Below are 18,091 nucleotides of genomic sequence, written 5' to 3'. Positions count from 1 at the left end.
TCGGCTTAGGACACCAAGCTCAACCACTCCTTGCGGTCGGCGCGGCGGCCGTGAACGTAATCGAAGTACAAGGCTTGCAGTTTTTCGGTGACAGGTCCCCGGCTGCCGGAACCGATGTCGCGGTTGTCGTACTGGCGGATCGGCGTCACTTCTGCGGCGGAGCCGGTAAAGAAGGCTTCGTCGGCCACGTAAACTTCGTCGCGGGTAATGCGTTTTTCGATGACTTCGTAGCCTTGCTCGCGAGCGATCGTGATCAAGGTGTCGCGGGTGATACCTTCCAAAGCCGAGGTGGTTTCGGGGGTGTACAGCTTGCCGTTGCGGACGATGAACAAGTTCTCGCCGCTGCCTTCCGCGCAGAAACCTTCATGGTCCAGCAACAAGGCTTCGTCGTAACCGGTGGACAAGGCTTCTTGCAACGCCAAAATCGAGTTGATGTAGTTGCCGTTGGCCTTGGCCTTGCACATTGTGCTGTTGACGTGATTGCGGGTATAGGACGAGGTGCGGATGCGGATGCCTTTTTCCATGTTTTCCGCGCCCAGATACGCGCCCCAAGTCCAGGCAGCGATCATCACGTGGACTTTCAGATTGTCGGCGCGCAAGCCCATGCCTTCGGAGCCGAAGAACACCATGCTGCGGATATAAGCGCTGTCCAGGTTGTTCTTGGCGACCGCGTCCTTGTGGGCCTGATTGATCTCGTCTTTCGAATACGGCATTTTCATGTTCATGATATGCGCGGAACGATACAGACGGTCGGTATGCTCGGCCAGCTTGAAGATCGCGGTGCCGGCGTCGGTTTTATAGGCGCGCAAACCTTCGAACACGCCGCAGCCGTAATGCAGGGTATGAGTCAGCACGTGCACTTTCGCATCGCGCCAAGCGACCCATTGGCCGTCTAGCCATATCCAACCGTCTCTGTCATCCATCGTTGTCATCGTCTGAACCTGCTGTGTTGTTGAGTGTTAGCGCGCCGCTACGGCGAGAATCGGGCGCAAATTGTACTATAAACCCGGCAATCGCGGCACTGGTCGGGCACGCCGGACGGTTTTCGCCAACCGGGCTACTTTTCAGCGCCGCGTTTACCAAAATTTACCTTTCCAGGCATGGTTTTACGCGCCTTGCCGGTTAAAATTCATCCACGGTCGCTCCGTAGCGGATATTCAAGGGGGCGGCGTTTGCGATCGACTTTAACCATCAGGAGGAAGCATGTGCAGTGAAAGGAAATGGGCCGGAGTTGCCGCCGGTTTGATGCTGGCGGTCGGTCAGGCCGACGCCGCATCGTTTCAGATCAATTTGAACTTTAGCGGCTTGACCAGCGAACAGGAAAGCTATTTCCAAGACGCCGCCGGATTTTGGGAATCCATTATCACCGGCTACGATAGCGCGGTAACTGATCAACGCATCAACGGCGTTACGATCAGCGCCTCGGCGGCGGCCATCGACGGTAGCGGCGGAACCCTCGGCTCGGCCGGACCTACCCAGACCTGGCAAACCAGTCGTTACAACACCGGCGGCTACTCGCTTACCCGGCTCGGCGACATGAAATTCGATACCGCCGACATCGCCAACATGATCAGCAACGGCACGTTCTTATCGGTGATCGAGCACGAAATGGCTCACGTGCTGGGCTTTGGTACCTTGTGGGAAGCCAATGGCTTATACACCAGCGGCAGCGGCCAATACACCGGCGAATATGGGGTGGCGGCCTACCGTAGCGAATTCGGTCAAGCCGGCGCGACTTACGTGCCGGTAGAACAGGGCGGCGGCAGCGGCACCGCCGACGGCCATTGGAACGAGGTCGACAAAGGTGCCGCCAATACCGGCATCGTCGATACCGAAGGCCACGACATGCGTTACGAACTGATGACCGGCTGGCTGAATGCGCCTGCCTTTTTGAGTAATACCACGATACAGTCGTTCCGCGACCTGGGTTATTCCGTGGTCGCGCCGGTGCCGCTGCCGGCTTCGCTATGGATGTTCGCGGGCGCGCTGCTGGGATTCGTCGGATTGCCCGGCCGACGCCGGTCGGCTTGATGGCGGGCGCGGGTAGCGGTCGGCATCGGCGCGCATCCGGCTGCTCGGCCCGCCGATGGTGGCGGGCGTTTCCGGCGCGGGTCTGGCTGGTATTGGGTCTGGCGTTGTCGGGGCCGGCCGGGGCTGGCGGCTATGCGTTGCCGGCCGACGCCGACGCGGTGATACTGCGTTTCGATATGGCCGGCGGAATGCAGTCCCGGCCGGCCGACTCGCCGTTACTGACGTTGACGGCCGGCGGCCGCTTGACCGGGTCCGCCGCCTGGTTCGGCGACGGCGCGGATCGCAGCCGCCAACTGACGCCGGCCGAACTGCAAGCCTTGTTGACGTATCTGCTGGCCGACCAGCGCTTGCCCGATCTTGCCGCCGCCGCGATCGCCGAAGGGATGCGGGCTTTACGGGCCGCCGACGGGCGTTTATTCAATATCGCCGACGCGCCAACCACGCGCATCGAGCTGGCGTTACCGGAACACCGGCACAGCGTCGAATTTTATGCCGTCGATGCCGGCGCCAGCCAATTTCCGGAGATCGCCGAGTTACAGCGGTTGCGGGCGATCCAAAACCGCTTGCGCGACGTGCTGGACAGTCTGCGTTAAAGCTCGGCCAATACCGCCAGCGCTTCCTGAATGTTGCTGACCGCGTGTATCTCCAGATTCTTGATCGGGTCCTTGGGTTTGTTACTCTTCGGAATAATCGCCTTCTTGAAGCCGTGCTTGGCCGCCTCGTTGAGCCGAGCATGGCCGTTGGCGACCGGGCGGATCTCGCCGTTCAAGCCCACCTCGCCGAAAAACACCGTGTCGTAGGGAATGATCCGATCTCGTAAGCTGGACACCACCCCGACCAGAATCGCCAAATCGGTGCTGGTTTCGCTGACCTTGATGCCGCCGACCACGTTGGCGTATATCTCGTCGTTGCCGGTGAAGATGCCGCCGTGGCGCGACAGCACCGCCAACAGCATCGCCAGCCGGTTTTGATCCAAACCTACCGCCAAGCGGCGCGGATTGCCGTACTGGCTTTCGGTGACCAAGGCCTGAATTTCCACCAGCAACGGCCGGGTGCCTTCCCACAATACCGTCACCACGCTGCCCGGCGAGGGCTTTTCCGCGCGCGACAAAAACATCGCCGACGGATTTTTCACTTCCTTCAAACCGCTGCTTTCCATCGCGAAAAAACCCAGTTCGCCGACGCTGCCGAAACGGTTCTTGTCGGCGCGCAATACTCTAAAGCGCGAATCGTCGGTGGACGACAACACCACCTGGGCATCGACGATATGGCTCAAGGTCATCGGCCCGGCCAGCGATTGGTCCTTGGTCACGTGGCCGACCATGAAAAACGACACACCGCTGCGCTTGGCGTATTGGGTCAGATAGCTGGCGGATTCGCGCACCTGCGACACCGAGCCCGGCGCCGAATCCGAATCGGCGGTGTACATCACCTGAATCGAATCGATGATGACCACCTTGGGCTGTTCCTCGTCCAAGACTTGGCAAATCTGCTGTACCGAGGTTTCGGCCAGCATCTTGATGCCGGCCGTGTTCAATTGCAGGCGATGGGCGCGCTCGGCGATCTGCTGCAAGGACTCCTCGCCGGACACGTACAACACCGGCAAATGCCGGGCGATATGGGCGATGGCCTGCAACAGAATGGTACTCTTGCCGGCCCCCGGCGCGCCGCCGATCAACACCACGCTACCGGTGACGATGCCGCCGCCCAGCACCCGGTCGAACTCGGCCAGGCCGCTGGAAATCCGCTCGGCCTGGGCCAAATTGACCTCGGACAGCAAACGCACCTCGCTGCGCGCCCCGGCGTAACCGGATTTATCGCGGGCGGTCTTGCCGCCACCCAGTTGAACTTCCTTGATGCTGTTCCACGCCCCGCACTGGTTACATTGCCCGGACCATCCCGGATAATCGGCGCCGCACTCGGTGCAGACGTAAGCGGATTTGGTTTTTTTAGCCATAGCGATAAAGGTTTAACGATTTAGCCACAAGCCAGCCAAGTCATCGCTGAGTTGGTGGTGGTGTTTGATGGCGAGCAAATACACGGCGTCGGCCGGTACAATTTGTGGTTGATGTCTTGCAAATTGGCGAGAAAGTGATCGGCAAAACCTACAGAGCGGTTCAAACGGATGCCGAATTTGCCCGAGCGTGTTTGATTTGCTTCAAGGCTTCGCAGGCATCCTGGTGGCACCCCGCCGCTACATCGGCCAATCCGCGTTCGATTTCATGCAATAACAATAAGTGGATATGCGCCCGTTCCAGGCGATGGTAACGATCCAAGCGTTCCGCGCCGATCAACGCCGCCGCGGCTTCGCCATTTTTTCCTTACCGGTTTGCGCCTCGCTCGCCAAAGCGGATAACTGGGTCCGGGCCTCGGAAAACGGCACTATGTCGGTGACGGCAATACTCATGGCGGCTCCTGATTCGTTGGCGCAAAATTTCGTTCAATATTATGAGCCTTAGACTGAGTTGCATAGCGAAACTTTCCGGTTTATCCCATCTTCTGCTGCCTATCTTTAACGCACCAGCTTGACCGCAGATTTGGCGCTGCAGCGATTGGCTCTGAACCAGAGCTTACGAGTGATTAATTCTGCCTTGTCAGATTCTCGGTAGTGCTCGTCATTTCGGCAGGGATAGCCGAAATCCGGACCCCACGGACGGATCGAAGCGGATGCCCGCATCCCGGCGGGAATGACGGCGTTGCTTAAATCTGACAAAGTAGAATTAATGGCCGGGCTTTTTAAATCTGTTTCTATCGAGCCGTTGCGGACTATGGCTCGATCTGATTCAATGGCAACAGTCTGGCCGTTACCGGTCATTATTTCTACGCCGGATGATATACAGAAAGGAAGATCACATGCAGATCAATAAATTATCGTGCCAAAGATCATTTTTCGGTAGATATACGGAAACTATCTAATTCTTTGTTGGACGTCATGACACAGTTCATCGAGGCAACTCAGACATACAGCTATCCGCCTCTCGGCGAGTGCATGTATTGCGGCGCCAAAGAGAAGCTCAGCGATGAGCACATCATCCCGTACGCCATGTCTGGGACACTCGTTCTTCCTCAATCCAGCTGCGAACGTTGCGCAGCCATTACATCCAGAATCGAGAGGAAGGTTCTGAGGGGCTTCATGTTTGACGCGCGTGTCGTCGGAAACTTCCCTCGCGACGGAAAAGAGACAGGCCGACGAAGCTGACAGCAAAACTCCTTGCGGCGGATGACTCTGTTGTCGAGAAGGAAGTGGGCGTTTCGGAGATGCCTGCGTTTCTTACTCTGCCAACGTTTTCTCCAGCCGCAGTACTGAACGGCAAGCCGCCTACACGCGGCGTGAATCTCGTCGGCACCGAGACGTTGCACTTTGGGAAGAACGTAGAGGAATTCGTAAAAGATCATGACGCCTCCGGGCTACAGTTCGGCGGAACTGTAGAGGCCTCGCAGCTTGCCCAGTTGCTCGCAAAAATTGCGTACGGATATCTTGTTGCAACGATGGGGCTGTTCCCCCGAGAGGAAACCCCATTGCTCCGGCTGATTAGGGGAGAGGCAGATGACGCAAGCACTTGGATAGGCTCGTCGGATTACCAGCTGCAGATCGAGGCTAAAAAGCCGCGCCATGCAATGGGCATTGTTCCGATCAGCAATCAGGAAGGCCAACAAGGATTTGTCGTCAGAGTAAAGCTCTTCGCAGATTCGGGCTGCACCGGCTATGAGATAGCTGCAAGAGTTCCGGGGTGGCAGCGCTATGCCGTCCAACAAGGCGCTCAAGCCGACGGGTCCGCCTCCGGCGGACCCGTCGGCTTATCTGGTGCATTCGGTGTCACAGCCGCAGGGCCACAACTTCTCGCTACCGGAGGGAGCAAACATGAATGACGAAGTCCAGTCTAAGGAAGTCGTTTCCAGCCGTGCCTGGGGATCGAGGGCGCCCTGGCCGTTCGTACTACTCTTCATACTGACGTTTTCGTTCTTTGGCGGTGGATTGCTTCTAGATACGTTTGCCGGGCAGGTGTCGACGGAGCAGATTCGGTCTCTGTTCCCAACGTCTGAGAAGACAATTGACAAGAAGACAGGGGAAGAGAAGGAAGTGGTCCGCGACATGCTCATCAAACCCGAAGATAGGGCTTCTCTTATCCAGTTCGAGAAGGAAAAGGCTGACCGATTGGCGAACTCTGCGCGACTCCTGTACGACATGGCGAAAATTTCTCTAGGAGCCTTGCTCACCTGCCTCACCCAGATGATCAATGCTGTAGTTGTGCAGCGAGCAGGGCCTCGACCAGAATCCACCACGTCGTCCGAAGGGTGAACGGTCGGGGTGATGGGTGAGGCCTACATGTCGTTCAACCGGACGCCCTACGGCAGCCGCCCATGCCCGCGCTACGCCTTTGTCCATGATACTCCGCGCGGGCATGGCCGCCTGCCTGCGCGTGCCGGTTAACTCTACGTTAGGCTATGCATGGAGGGTATCTTGAAAATCAAGGTTGGACTGATCCTTTCGGTTCTTGCCGCCACATCAGGCGCCGTTGCTACAGGAGATGCGTCGGAGTTTTCTAAATATTCATCATGTCCTAGGCCACCTGTTGGAAGCGTTGCAGGCGCTTGCGAAGTAAGAAACAAACGTGCGGCGAAAGTTTTGATCGACGATACACAATCGCCGTACGTCATCCATAAATGGTGGTCGTGTCTTCAATCCGCTCAACATCTACCGTGCGGGTGCAGTGCAGATGCGCAATTCATTCGAGCATTCATATTCGAATGGAAGCAAGAAATAGACGCGAACCTCGCATCTTTGCGGAAGTTGCTGTCGCCGCGAAACCGCGCCGCTCTGGATGAGGAACAGAACGCTTGGGAGCGTGCAGTAGTGCGCGGGCAGAAGTCGCGAGATTCCTCTCCCTACCTTTTGGTTCCATGTATCTCATCTACTCCGTGATCGCTGATGAGGCACCATACAGTGAACGAGCAATCGAGTTGGCGTGCCGGGTAGAGAAGTTTTCCGTGCCGCATATAGCGGAGCCTAGCCAGTAAAGCGAAACATACTAGCGATTCCATCGAATGAGGAGCGTGTAGGTTGGGTTAGCGAAGCGTAACCCAACACGTCGGCTGGAATAGCCCGGTAGGGTTCGCAAAGCGTATCTTTGATCATCGGCACGATTGCTGGAAAGCGTTGGTCTGGTGTGATTACCTATCGGGATGGAAACATTAGAATTATTTCCGTGCGTCGATCGCGGCGAGAAGAGGTGGATTTATATGAAAGCTAAAGAGCTTGACCAAAAATTTGATAACGGGGAAGACATCCTGGAAGCCTTGGATTTATCCAAGGCCAAAAGAGTTATGCAGGATCAAAAAAGGGTTAATGTTGATTTTCCTGCCTGGATGCTTGAATCTTTGGACAAAGAAGCCAGCCGCGTCGGGGTAACACGCCAATCCATCATAAAAGTCTGGTTGGCGGAGCGCCTTGAACAACTGGCCGCTAACAAGGCGTTACAGCGTACAAGCCGCTGAATGCAACGTTGGACCCAAGAGTGCGTAGGTTGGGTTAGCGCAGCGTAACCCAACATGTCGGCGTTCAATGGACCGGCAACCGCGAACTTTCGCTCCTGAAACGATCCCTGGTTTTCGCCTTATGAGCCGTCAGGCGGCTATCGAATCCGTTTTTTAGGTAAGGCATTGTTTTATCCCCCTCACCCTGCCCTCTCCCGCGAGGAGAGGGTTCTGTTTCGACTTTTACGACACCCTCCGAAGCGAGGCGGTTCGATTTCGACGGATTCTCGCTCGATAACAAGCGATTGATCTTCCGACATCGGCGGGCTGCCCGGCGCTTAACAGCGCATACGGAGGCCAACGGGTTTTGGCCGTGTATCCGCCGGGAGAGTTCGCCCTTGCGGCGCCGAATATCCGCCCAAAACTCGCGGCGTCCGCGCCGCCATTTCCGCCGACCGCACGTAAAACTCATTCCACCGTACAGACTATCGTCCCGACCGCGTTCCATCGAGATTCGACCGCACCTTCGTAACCGCCGAGCGGACGGCCGAGAGTGTCGAAGGTACGTTCGGATGTCGCGGCGGTACGTTCGAAGCGTTGGAGCGTGCCTTCCGGTGATTTTTATGCGCGGTCGGCGTCTTTTAAAACGCGGCCGCGGCCGTTGGAAACGCGAGCGAAGCCGGCGGCAGGCTGAAAAAAGCCTGAGGCCATGCGGTCGGGGCGTTTTAATATCTAAAATTTGCCGGCCGGCGCGTACCGGCCGGGCGATGGCCTGAATTTGCTGTGAACGTCGGTGGGTGAGGTCTGACGCCACGGACGGGTTTAAGCCTACCATCCATGGCACTGGATGCCCGCTTCCCGACGGACATGACGGTTTTGAACAACGCTGACAAATATGAACTAGCGGAGCGAATCCAGACTCAGCAGCCGGATTTAAGCCTACCTTCCATGGCACAGGATGCTCGCTTCCCGGCGGGCATGGCGGTTTTGAACAACGCTGACAACTAAGAATTATCAGCGGATTTCAAGCGCGGCGGATTTAAGGTGTTCGAATCAGACCGATGATCTATGATTAGGGACTCTTACAACCAATCAGAGGGGGCCGGGATGTCGACCACGCCGCATCCGGAAAATGCCGCGCCTTTCCAAGCGGCCGTGTTGGCGGCACTGGCCAAACAATATTGCGTATTGGATGCCGACGGCAAGGTCGTGCACGTCAGCGAAGCTTGGCTGGCGTTCGACCAAGCGCACGCCAACGCCAAGCCGGCTCTGCGACTCGGCCAACACTATCCGGACCTGCTCGCCGCCGGCCTGACCAACGACAGAGGCGGCCAGGCGTTTTACGACGGCATCTTGGCGGTGTTGAACGGTTCGCGGCCGGAATTTTCGTTGGAGTACGCGTTTCGTACCGCCACCGGCCAACTGTGGTTTACCGGAAGAGTCGCGCGCTTCGCCGAGCCGGCCTTGGGCGCGGTTATCGTCATCCACGAAAACATTTCCGAATACCAACACCTGGAGAACCGGTTTCGGCAGGCGGTGGAAGCGGCGCCGAACGCGATCGTGATGGTTAACGAATCCGGTTGCATCGTCATGGTCAACGCCCAGACCGAGCTGTCGTTCGGTTACACCCGCGCCGAACTGATAGGCCGGGCCGTGGAAATGTTGGTGCCCGAGCGGTTTCGCGGCGGCCATGCCGACTTCCGTCGCGCCTACTTCGCCGATCCGGTGTCGCGGCCGATGGGCGCCGGCCGCGATTTATACGGGAGGCGCAAGGATGGCAGCGAATTTCCGGTCGAGATCGGCTTGGGCCTGATCGACAGTCATGACGAAACCTTGGTGTTGAGTTCCATCGTCGATATCACCGCCCGCAAACGCCTGGAACATCGATTTCGGCAGGCGGTCGAATCCGCGCCCAATGCCATCGTCATGGTCAACGAGTCCGGCACGATTTTGATGGTCAACGCGCAAACCGAGACTTCGTTCGGTTACTCGCGCACCGAGTTGCTGGGGCAGCCGGTCGAGGTATTGGTTCCGGAACGCTTTCGCGGCGGACACGTCGCCGCTCGCCAGGCTTATCTGGCCGATCCGGTGTCCCGGCCGATGGGCGAGGGCCGGGATTTGTTCGGCTTGCGCAAGGACGGCAGCGAATTTCCGGTCGAAATCGGCCTGGGGCTGATCGATGACGAGAACGGCACCATCGTCCTCAGCTCCATCGTCGATATTACCGAGCGCAAAAACGCCCACGACCGCTTGCGCCAAGCGCTGACCGAAAAAGAGGTGTTGTTGAAGGAAGTCTACCACCGGGTCAAGAACAACCTGCAGGTGGTTTCCAGCCTGATCAATCTGCAAGCCGCCAGCGTGACCAACGCGGAAACCGCCGATCTGCTCCAGCAAAGCGCCGACCGGATCAAGGCCATGGCGCTACTGCACGAGAAGCTGTACCAATCGAAGGACTTGGCGAAAATCGATTTCAACGAATACATTCGCAGTTTGGTCGATCACTTGTTATTCGGTTACGGCGCGCATGCGGGCAACATCGCGATCGAAATGGCCATCGACAATGTATTTCTCGGCGTGGATACCGCGATTCCCTGCGGCCTGATCATCAACGAATTGCTGTCCAACGCACTCAAGCACGCGTTTCCCGGCCATCGCGCCGGCCAAGTTCGCATCGCTTTCAGCCTGCGGCTGGGCGAATACTGCCTGACGATCGCCGACGACGGCGTCGGTCTTCCCGAGGCGCTGGACTTTAAAAACACCGGCTCGCTGGGCTTGCAATTGGTGGATACCTTGACCCATCAATTGCTCGGCGGGATGGACTTGAACCGGACCGCGGGCACGGCGTTCACGCTGCGTTTTCCGGAAAATCCGCAATAACCCGATAACGAGGGGGCGACGATGCAAGCCAGCAAAATCCTGATTGTCGAAGACGAAGGCATCATCGCGATGGATATCCGCAGACAGTTGGAAGGTTTCGGTTACCAAGTGGTGGCGACGGCGTTTTCCGGCGGCCAGGCGATCACGTTGGCCAACCAGCATAAGCCGGACTTGGTAATGATGGACATCGTGTTGAAGGGCGAGATGGATGGCATTAGCGCCGCGCAAGCTATTGTCGAATCGTTGCGGATTCCGGTGATTTTTCTGACGGCTTACAGCGATTCCACGACATTGGCGCGGGCGAAAGCCACCGGCGCCTACGGCTATTTGATCAAGCCGTTCCGGCCGGACGAACTGCATGCTTCCATCGAAGTGGCTTTGTACAAGCACCAATTGGAACGCAAACTTAAGGAGAGCGAGCAGTGGTTCGGTAAAACCCTACGCTGCATTAGCGATGCCGTCATCGCCACCGATACCGACAGTAGGGTCCGGTTTATGAACCCGGTGGCAGAGGACGCGACCGGCCAAAGTTTGGAGCAGGCCAAAGGGCGCCGAATCGAGGAGCTGATGACACTGGTTTCCGAAGCGGACCGGGGCGTGCTTGAAAATCCGATTATCAGCACCCTGAAAAGTCTGGAGGTCACAGCGCTGGAGCGTGCCACGATACTGGTCAATCCGCAGGGAACCGAGTTTCCGGTGGACGACGGCGCCGCGCCCATCATCGACGACGACGGCACCTTGTTCGGCGCGGTCATGGTGTTTCGCGACATCACCGCCCGCCGGGAAATGGAAAATTTACTGCGGGAAAGCGAAGAGCGCTTTCACAGCTCGTTCGAGATGGCCGCGATCGGCATGGCCTTGGTGGCGTTGGACGGCGCTTTTCTGCAAGTCAACAACGCGTTGTGCGACACCTTCGGTTACGGCCGGGCGGAGTTGTTGAGCGGCAGTCTGCGGATGTTGCTGCCGGAAGGCGAGCATCCCTTGCTCGATCAATGCTTGCATCAATTGTTGGCCGACGAACGGCCCACTTTTCAAATCGAATTGCAATGCTTGCACAAAACCGCCGGCAAGCGGGTTTGGACGCTGTTGAGCGCTTCGCTGGTGCGCGGTCCGGACGGCGTGCCGCAATATTTCATCGTGCAGGTCCAGAATATCAGCAACCGCAAATACGCCGAACAGCAACTGATTTACTTGGCCAATCACGATCCGCTGACCGGGCTGCTCAATCGCGATCAATTTCATGCCCGGCTCACTCAAGCGCTGTCGGCCGCGCGCCGGCACGGCAGCAAGCTGGCTTTGATGTTTCTGGATTTGGATCGCTTCAAATTGATTAACGACACCTTGGGCCACCGCTTGGGCGACTTGTTGCTGCAAGCGACCAGCGATCGCTTGAAAAGTACCGTGCGCGGCAACGACGTACTGGCCCGCTTGGGCGGCGACGAATTTATCGTATTGCTGAACGACATCACTCACAGCGACGACGTGGCGCGCATCGCCCAGAAGACCATCGATATCCTCACTCAACCGTTTACGTTGGAAGGCAACGATCTGGTGGTCACCGCCAGCGTCGGCATCAGCGTGTTTCCCGACGACGGTAAAGACAGCCACACCCTGCTGATGAACGCCGACACCGCGATGTATCTGGCCAAGGAGCGCGGCAAGAACAACTATCAATTTTATACGCTGGCGATGACGGAGCGCTCGCTGGAACGGATGACCGTCGAACGCGGCTTGCGGCGCGCGCTGGCCGAGCGGGAATTGCGCCTGCACTTTCAAGTGCAGATAGACAGCGTCAGCGGTCTGGCGACCGGTGCGGAAGCCTTGGTACGCTGGCAGCACCCGGAATGGGGACTGGTTTATCCGGACCGCTTTATTACCGTCGCCGAGGAAACCGGGCTGATCGTGCAAGTCGGGGCTTGGGTATTGCGCGAAGCCTGTTTGCAGGCCAAGGCTTGGATCGAAAACGGCGGACCGTTCGCCAGCGTGGCGGTCAATGTCTCGGCGCGCCAGTTTTTGGAAGCGAATTTGTTTCAAACGGTGAGGGATATTCTGAGCGAAACCGGGTTGAATCCTAACGCGCTGGAATTGGAAATCACCGAGTCGGCGGTGATGCAAAACCCGGAAAGCACGTTACAGGTACTGCGCCAGTTCCAGGCCTTGGGCGTGCGGCTGAGCATAGACGATTTCGGTACCGGTTATTCCAATCTGACCTATCTGTACCGGTTTCCGGTGCAGAGCGTCAAAATCGATCGCTCCTTCGTCATCGGTCTGGCCGACGACGGTAGCAGCAAAACCCTGGTCAGGGCGATCGTCGCGCTGGCCCACGAGCTAAGGCTGTCGGTGGTGGTCGAGGGTGTGGAGACCGCCGAGCAACTGGCCTTTTTAACGGCGCAAGGCTGCGATTCGCTACAAGGTTATCTGTTCAGCCGGCCGGTCAGCGCCGAACAATTCTCGCTGGCCTTCGTCGGCGCCGGGCTCAGGAGCCACTTGCCTTAAGCCGTAATGTCGTTAGGTTAAGGTTTGACCGTTCGCCCTGAGCCTGTCGAAGGGCGAATGGTTAAGCCGTTCATGGTTCGACAGGGCTCTCCTGAGCGCAGTCGTAGGGCTCACCACGAACGACTCGACTTAACCTAAAAAGAGCAGTTTGGCGATGAAAAATCCCGTTCGTCCTGAGCTTGTCGAAGGGCGCGCGGGACTTTTCATTCACCCGTTTGGTGAGTGTATTGCGAGCCGTCCATGCTTCGACATTGCTCAGCACGAACGGCCCGCAATACACGCCAACTGCCCTTTTTAGGCTTAACGATCATGAAACCGCTGCATCGCCCAGCAAATGAAAGGTAGTGGCGTAGGGGTGGCTTTAGCCGCGATTGAAGGCGCTCTGCCACCGAATTGGGTGGCGGCGTCCGGCGACTTTCAGAGTAACGGCATTGCCGTGAGCCGGGATAGGCGGTCGCCGTGTCCGATCCAGCCCACGACATCGATAGGCAAAGTCGAATCGATACGACAAGATTTTCCGAGCGGAAGGCGGTGTGTTAACGTGGCCGTTTTTACCGGAAACCATCACTCGTTATGACATCATCCTTAAAGCTTGCTCTCGCCGCTCTCCTGCTGCCCGCCGCCGCGCTTGCCGCGACGCCGGCCGGGCAGGACCGCTTGCATATTTTTAACGACATGCCGACCAAGGCCGGCGATGCGCTGTTTTCGTATACGGCGGAATGGCGTATCGACGACGGTGAACTTTATCGCGCCACCGGACTGAGCTTTTTGAATCCGGCCAAGTTCGAAGGCGCGGCGCCGACCGCGGTGACCAAAAAGCTGCTGACCGCGATCAAGGACGGCATGATACAGCTCGACCCCAATTGGCGCGGGATGACCGTCAACCAGCCTGAGGGTCAGCCTGAATTGGCGATTGCCAATCGAGCCGGCTACGCGCTGACCAATATCATCGTCAGGGATTACACCAACCAAAAAATGCGTTATGCCTTGGGTGACCGGGCGTTCGGCGCCGCCGGCGTCCGGGTGGCGGTCGATTTGGTATATGCGGCCGACGTTGAGTATTTGGAGGGTTTTACCTCCAAGAAGAACCAAAGCGGTTCGCACGGCGAAATCGAAATCGTAATCGACGGCCAGCGGCCGGTGACGCTCAAGACCGACGGTAAGACCACGGCCGAATTGGAACAAGAACTGGCCCGGCAATTGGCTGGCAGTCAGCTCGGAGTTACGCCGCTGTTTCCGCACATCGTCAACAAGGATACTCGCAACAACAAGCCTTTCGACGGCAGCGAGGTGCAATGGACCAATCTCGGCGCCAAGGCGATTGCGATCAACATCACCGATCCGCAACTCGGCGTGCTGGTCAAATTCAAATACCCGAACGATACCGCCGGCGGCGCGGTGGCCGATTCCGGTCTGATCCTGCCTTTGCTCGGCGCGGCGGCGGTTGGGGTGGTTGGATTTTTGGCGTACCGCCGTCGCCGCCCCGCGTGATTCGGCGGCGGATTCAGTCGGCAAACTTTAATCCGGTTTTCACCGTTTTTTAATTCTCTCTCCAGAAGGTCTTCATGCGGATTGCGTATTCTGTTTCACGTGCGTTACCGGGCCAGGCTGCGTCGCCGGCGGCTTGGGTTGGTAACGCACAAGACAGGATGTGGGTCGCACAAGGACGTGATTTTAATTTTTGGAGACAGTATGGTCAGATTCGGGACCGTTGTTTTAATCGGCTGGCTACTGGCCACCGATACCCCCCAGGCCAATAACCGGCTACCGACCGACCAAATTCATCATTTTCAGATTTCGGATAGGCTGTTCGATCAGTACGATTTCGAGCGGAGGAGTTTGTTAGCCGAAAGCGGTGCCGCCTTGCAACGGCCGGCTACTCCCAGCGCGGTTGGCGCGCGGCGCTTGGAGCTTGCCCATCCGAGCGGCGTTTCGTCCGGAGTCTATCGGTTTCGGGGCGAACGTTTGACGAATGCCGATCTTGGCGGCGAAAGCGCCGCGCAAATCTGGCTGGATAATGTGTTTTTGTTGGCGCTAACCGACGGGCCTCGCCGTAAAGTGCCGGCGGCGAATGTCGCGCCTATTCCGGATCTTGGCGGCGTTTCGGTGCCGTTGCCGGCGGCGGCGTGGACGATGTGTTCCGCCGTGATGGGGCTGCTGTACGCCGGACGGCGCAAGCCGGTTTAACGCTTTTCTTCTCTTCCGTCCCCGCTCCGGGCGGACGGCCGCGAGTCGTCCCATGCGCCCGCGTCCCCGGTTCGGTGCTTGCTTGGCAAGCACCGGCTTCGGGTGCTATTCGGTCAAACGCTGGCTGATGCGCTGATACGCCGCTTTCAATTCCTCTCCGACCACTTGTGCCTTGGCGATGTAATCTTCGGATGTTTCTATCGACTCGTCGGCGATTTCGGAGGCCTTGGACTTGAACTGCTGCCAAAGTTGTTCGGCTTCGGCGAATTCGTCCTTGGCATCCATCGACGCCAGATGCAGTTTAAGTTGTAAGCTCTCCCGTTCCGTATTGAGTTTTTCCAGCAAATGATCGAAATCTTGGCTTAATGACATGGTCTATCTCCCGTTTTGGTTGAGACCGTGCGACCGCCAATTAGCGGGAAAGTTTAACCGTTAAGCCGATTCGCTGGCTTGGAACGCACGCGCGGCCGGTAGGGCTCGGCTTGATCGAGATCAAACCGTCCGGCCCGACGTTGGGGTTCAATGTACGCGGACGGTTCACCAATGCGGCCGGCCGAGTCGTCGTCGATTCGTCCGGGTCTGGCAAGCGGCGCGCCGGTTCCGTAATCCTGGGAGACCGGGGAGGACAAATGGACAACGACCTGCTGATCGATCAAGCCCGCCGTCTGTATGCCCGATTGGCGGTATCGCAAGTTTGGCTACCTTACCCGCAAACCGGCGGCGCGTTGCGGCGTTTCGAGCAGGCGACGGAGCGCGCCTACGGGCGCTATCTGCGTCGCTTGAACCGTTGCGCCTGCTGCCATCGGCAGCGCGGCTACGAGTGCATCCGCCTCGCCGGTCACAAACGCATACCCTGTTTGCGTCGGCCTGCGGTCGCAAAGTCTCGGGCCGAGCAGAGCTGGCGGGATTACCGTTTAGCCGGCTGAGCCCGAATCCGCCGGTTATCAGGCGGGGAGCTTCACTCTAGCGTCTCCTCTGCACGGCATCCGGGCTATCCTAAAATCGCCCACACCCTGGCGGCCGTCCCGCGCTAAAATCCCCGCCCAGGTTTGGCATGGGGCCAGGCCGACTGCTATCGCCACCATCATGCTCAATTTCAAAAACATCGCGATCCGCCGCGGCAACCGCTTGTTGTTCAGCGGCGCGTCCTTCACGATACACAAGGGCCAAAAGATCGGCCTGACTGGCGCCAACGGCGCCGGCAAATCCAGCTTGTTCGCGCTGTTACGCAACGAACTTCACGCCGACGAGGGCGAATTTTCGATGCCGCCGAATCTGGAGATTGCCCACGTGGCTCAGGAGACTCCGGCGCTGTCCAGTTCGGCGATCGATTACGTGTTGGACGGCGACCGCGAACTGCGTGCCTTGCAGCAACAATTGGCGGCGGCCGAGGCCGATCACGACGGCATCAAGTTGGCCGAATTGCACGTCGCGCTGGACCACGTCGGCGGCTACACCGCCCAGGCCCGCGCCTCGCGCTTGCTGAACGGTCTGGGATTCAGCACCGAACAGGAAAGCCGGCCGGTCAGTTCGTTCTCCGGCGGTTGGCGGATGCGCTTGAATCTGGCTCAAGCCTTGATGTGCCGGTCCGACGTATTGCTGCTCGACGAACCGACCAACCACCTGGATTTGGACGCGGTGATGTATTTGCAGGACTGGCTGGTCAAATATCCCGGCACCTTGCTGTTGATTTCGCACGACCGCGATTTTCTCGACACCATTACCGACCACATCGTCCATATCGAACAAAACCAGGCTGAGATCTACACCGGCAACTATTCGGCGTTCGAACGCATGCGCGCCGAAAAGCTGGCCCAGCAGCAATCGGCCTACGAAAAACAGCAGCGCGAAATCGCGCACATGCAAAGCTTCGTCGATCGCTTCAAGGCCCAGGCGACCAAGGCCCGTCAGGCGCAGAGCCGGATCAAGGCCCTGGAACGCATGGAATTGATCGCCCAGGCCCACGTCGATTCGCCGTTCGGTTTCAGCTTTCCGCCGCCGAAAAAAATGCCCAATCCGCTGCTGCAACTGGAACACGCGGACATCGGCTACGGCGACAAAGTCATCGTCAAAAACGCCAGCCTGACCATCACGCCCGGCGATCGCATTGGCTTGCTGGGACCCAACGGCGCCGGCAAGTCCAGTCTGATCAAGGTGCTATCCGGACAAATGCCGGCCTTGAGCGGCAAGTTGCGGAACGCTCAGGACTTGAATATCGGCTACTTCGCCCAGCATCAACTGGAGTTGCTGCGGCTGGAGGAAAGCCCGCTGTGGCATCTGCAACAGCTCGACAAGCAAGCCACCGAGAAGGATTTGCGCAATTTTCTGGGCGGTTTCGATTTTCGCGGCGACAAGGTCAACGATCCGGTCGAGCCGTTTTCCGGCGGCGAAAAAGCCCGGCTGGTGTTGGCGATGCTGGTTTATCAAAACCCGAATTTGCTGTTGCTCGACGAGCCGACCAACCATCTGGATTTGGAGATGCGTCATGCCTTGAGCGTGGCCTTGCAGGAATACCAAGGCGCGTTGCTGGTGGTATCGCACGACCGGCATTTGCTGCGCTCGGTCACCGACACCTTGCTGCTGGTGGCCGGAGGGCAAGTCCAACCCTTCGACGGCGATCTGGACGATTACAAGCAATGGTTGGCCGAACAAAAAAAGGCCGGCGACGAACCGGCCGGGGTGGTGGAAGCGGCGAGCGGCGTGTCCCGTAAGGATCAACGCAAACAGGATGCCGAACGCCGGCAGCGTTTGAAACCGTTGCTGGACGCGGTCAAGAAAGCCGAGGCGGCGGTCGAGAAGTTTCACCAGCAGCAGCGCGAGCTGGAGGAACAACTGGCCGATCCGGCTATCTACAGCGACGACAACAAGGAAAGGCTCAAGCAGTTGTTGGCTCAAAAGGCGAACGTCGATAGCGCGCTGGAACAGGCCGAACTGGATTGGCTGACCGCCGAGGAAACTCTGGCGCAGGCCGAATAATCGGGGTTGGCCGATCCGGACGCGGCCGCCCACGTCCGGGCGGCGATTT

At 58.2% G+C, this 18,091-nt stretch carries 17 protein-coding genes; 13 read left to right on the top strand and 4 right to left on the bottom strand.

The window, feature by feature from the left end; translation table 11 throughout:
• Positions 1 to 5: 5 nt before the first annotated feature.
• Complete coding sequence (locus tag ACP4CD_RS12975) at positions 6 to 932, bottom strand: branched-chain amino acid transaminase (RefSeq protein WP_281022319.1); 927 nt, start codon at positions 930 to 932, stop codon at positions 6 to 8.
• Between the two features lie 271 nt (positions 933 to 1,203).
• On the opposite strand from ACP4CD_RS12975, the gene ACP4CD_RS12970 reads away from it, so the two are divergent.
• Both ACP4CD_RS12970 and ACP4CD_RS12965 read left to right on the top strand, forming a co-directional pair.
• On the top strand, positions 1,204 to 2,031 hold the full coding sequence (locus ACP4CD_RS12970; protein ID WP_168031274.1) for a leishmanolysin-related zinc metalloendopeptidase: 828 nt from the start codon (positions 1,204 to 1,206) through the stop codon (positions 2,029 to 2,031).
• Positions 2,031 to 2,624 carry a hypothetical protein gene (locus ACP4CD_RS12965; protein ID WP_426991218.1) on the top strand — a complete coding sequence of 198 codons (594 nt, stop codon included), beginning with the start codon at positions 2,031 to 2,033 and terminating at the stop codon, positions 2,622 to 2,624. The genes ACP4CD_RS12970 and ACP4CD_RS12965 overlap by 1 nt, the downstream gene beginning before the upstream one ends.
• Here the strand turns inward: ACP4CD_RS12965 and radA are convergent.
• Positions 2,621 to 3,988 (bottom strand): DNA repair protein RadA, encoded by a 1,368-nt coding sequence (gene radA, locus ACP4CD_RS12960; protein ID WP_168031278.1) that lies wholly within the window; start codon positions 3,986 to 3,988, stop codon positions 2,621 to 2,623. The genes ACP4CD_RS12965 and radA overlap by 4 nt on opposite strands.
• Positions 3,989 to 4,543: 555 nt before the next feature.
• Positions 4,544 to 4,846, bottom strand: coding sequence for a hypothetical protein (locus ACP4CD_RS12955; protein WP_426991217.1), 303 nt, complete (start codon positions 4,844 to 4,846; stop codon positions 4,544 to 4,546).
• A 117-nt stretch (positions 4,847 to 4,963) separates the two neighbouring features.
• Here ACP4CD_RS12955 and ACP4CD_RS12950 point away from each other — a divergent pair, with 117 nt between their 5' ends.
• The 9 genes from ACP4CD_RS12950 to ACP4CD_RS12910 all read left to right on the top strand — a co-directional run bounded on the left by ACP4CD_RS12950 (position 4,964) and on the right by ACP4CD_RS12910 (position 15,066).
• Positions 4,964 to 5,230 (top strand): HNH endonuclease, encoded by a 267-nt coding sequence (locus ACP4CD_RS12950; protein ID WP_426991216.1) that lies wholly within the window; start codon positions 4,964 to 4,966, stop codon positions 5,228 to 5,230.
• A gap of 59 nt (positions 5,231 to 5,289) precedes the next feature.
• Positions 5,290 to 5,901, top strand: coding sequence for a hypothetical protein (locus ACP4CD_RS12945; RefSeq protein WP_426991215.1), 612 nt, complete (start codon positions 5,290 to 5,292; stop codon positions 5,899 to 5,901).
• Complete coding sequence (locus tag ACP4CD_RS12940) at positions 5,894 to 6,331, top strand: hypothetical protein (RefSeq protein ID WP_426991214.1); 438 nt, start codon at positions 5,894 to 5,896, stop codon at positions 6,329 to 6,331. Before ACP4CD_RS12945 ends, ACP4CD_RS12940 begins: the two co-directional genes overlap by 8 nt.
• Before the next feature lie 941 nt (positions 6,332 to 7,272).
• On the top strand, positions 7,273 to 7,527 hold the full coding sequence (gene brnA, locus ACP4CD_RS12935) for a type II toxin-antitoxin system BrnA family antitoxin (protein ID WP_426991213.1): 255 nt from the start codon (positions 7,273 to 7,275) through the stop codon (positions 7,525 to 7,527).
• An 816-nt stretch (positions 7,528 to 8,343) separates the two neighbouring features.
• Positions 8,344 to 8,514, top strand: coding sequence for a hypothetical protein (locus tag ACP4CD_RS12930; protein ID WP_426991212.1), 171 nt, complete (start codon positions 8,344 to 8,346; stop codon positions 8,512 to 8,514).
• Positions 8,515 to 8,613: 99 nt separating this feature from the next.
• On the top strand, positions 8,614 to 10,383 hold the full coding sequence (locus ACP4CD_RS12925) for a PAS domain S-box protein (RefSeq protein WP_426991211.1): 1,770 nt from the start codon (positions 8,614 to 8,616) through the stop codon (positions 10,381 to 10,383).
• Positions 10,384 to 10,404: 21 nt separating this feature from the next.
• Entirely contained in the window at positions 10,405 to 12,879 is a 2,475-nt protein-coding gene (locus ACP4CD_RS12920; protein ID WP_426991210.1) for a two-component system response regulator, read from the top strand.
• 573 nt (positions 12,880 to 13,452) lie between these two features.
• Entirely contained in the window at positions 13,453 to 14,370 is a 918-nt protein-coding gene (locus ACP4CD_RS12915; protein WP_426991209.1) for a hypothetical protein, read from the top strand.
• 201 nt (positions 14,371 to 14,571) lie between these two features.
• Positions 14,572 to 15,066 carry a hypothetical protein gene (locus ACP4CD_RS12910; protein ID WP_426991208.1) on the top strand — a complete coding sequence of 165 codons (495 nt, stop codon included), beginning with the start codon at positions 14,572 to 14,574 and terminating at the stop codon, positions 15,064 to 15,066.
• A 105-nt stretch (positions 15,067 to 15,171) separates the two neighbouring features.
• On the opposite strand, the gene ACP4CD_RS12905 is transcribed toward ACP4CD_RS12910, so the two are convergent.
• The gene (locus ACP4CD_RS12905; RefSeq protein WP_064025542.1) at positions 15,172 to 15,438 is read right to left on the bottom strand and encodes a hypothetical protein; all 267 of its coding nucleotides are present in this window, start codon (positions 15,436 to 15,438) and stop codon (positions 15,172 to 15,174) included.
• Positions 15,439 to 15,695: 257 nt separating this feature from the next.
• Here ACP4CD_RS12905 and ACP4CD_RS12900 point away from each other — a divergent pair, with 257 nt between their 5' ends.
• Both ACP4CD_RS12900 and ACP4CD_RS12895 read left to right on the top strand, forming a co-directional pair.
• Positions 15,696 to 15,992 (top strand): hypothetical protein, encoded by a 297-nt coding sequence (locus tag ACP4CD_RS12900; RefSeq protein ID WP_064025540.1) that lies wholly within the window; start codon positions 15,696 to 15,698, stop codon positions 15,990 to 15,992.
• A 160-nt stretch (positions 15,993 to 16,152) separates the two neighbouring features.
• A complete protein-coding gene (locus ACP4CD_RS12895; RefSeq protein WP_313729001.1) occupies positions 16,153 to 18,042 on the top strand; it encodes an ATP-binding cassette domain-containing protein in 1,890 nt (629 codons plus the stop codon).
• The last annotated feature ends 49 nt before the right edge of the window (positions 18,043 to 18,091 follow it).

Origin of the sequence: Methylomonas stagni (assembly GCF_050154735.1) — a bacterium.
Classification (GTDB): domain Bacteria; phylum Pseudomonadota; class Gammaproteobacteria; order Methylococcales; family Methylomonadaceae; genus Methylomonas; species Methylomonas koyamae_A.
Note: the sequence above shows the minus strand (reverse complement) of the source record. Positions and strands in the feature narration are given on the sequence as shown.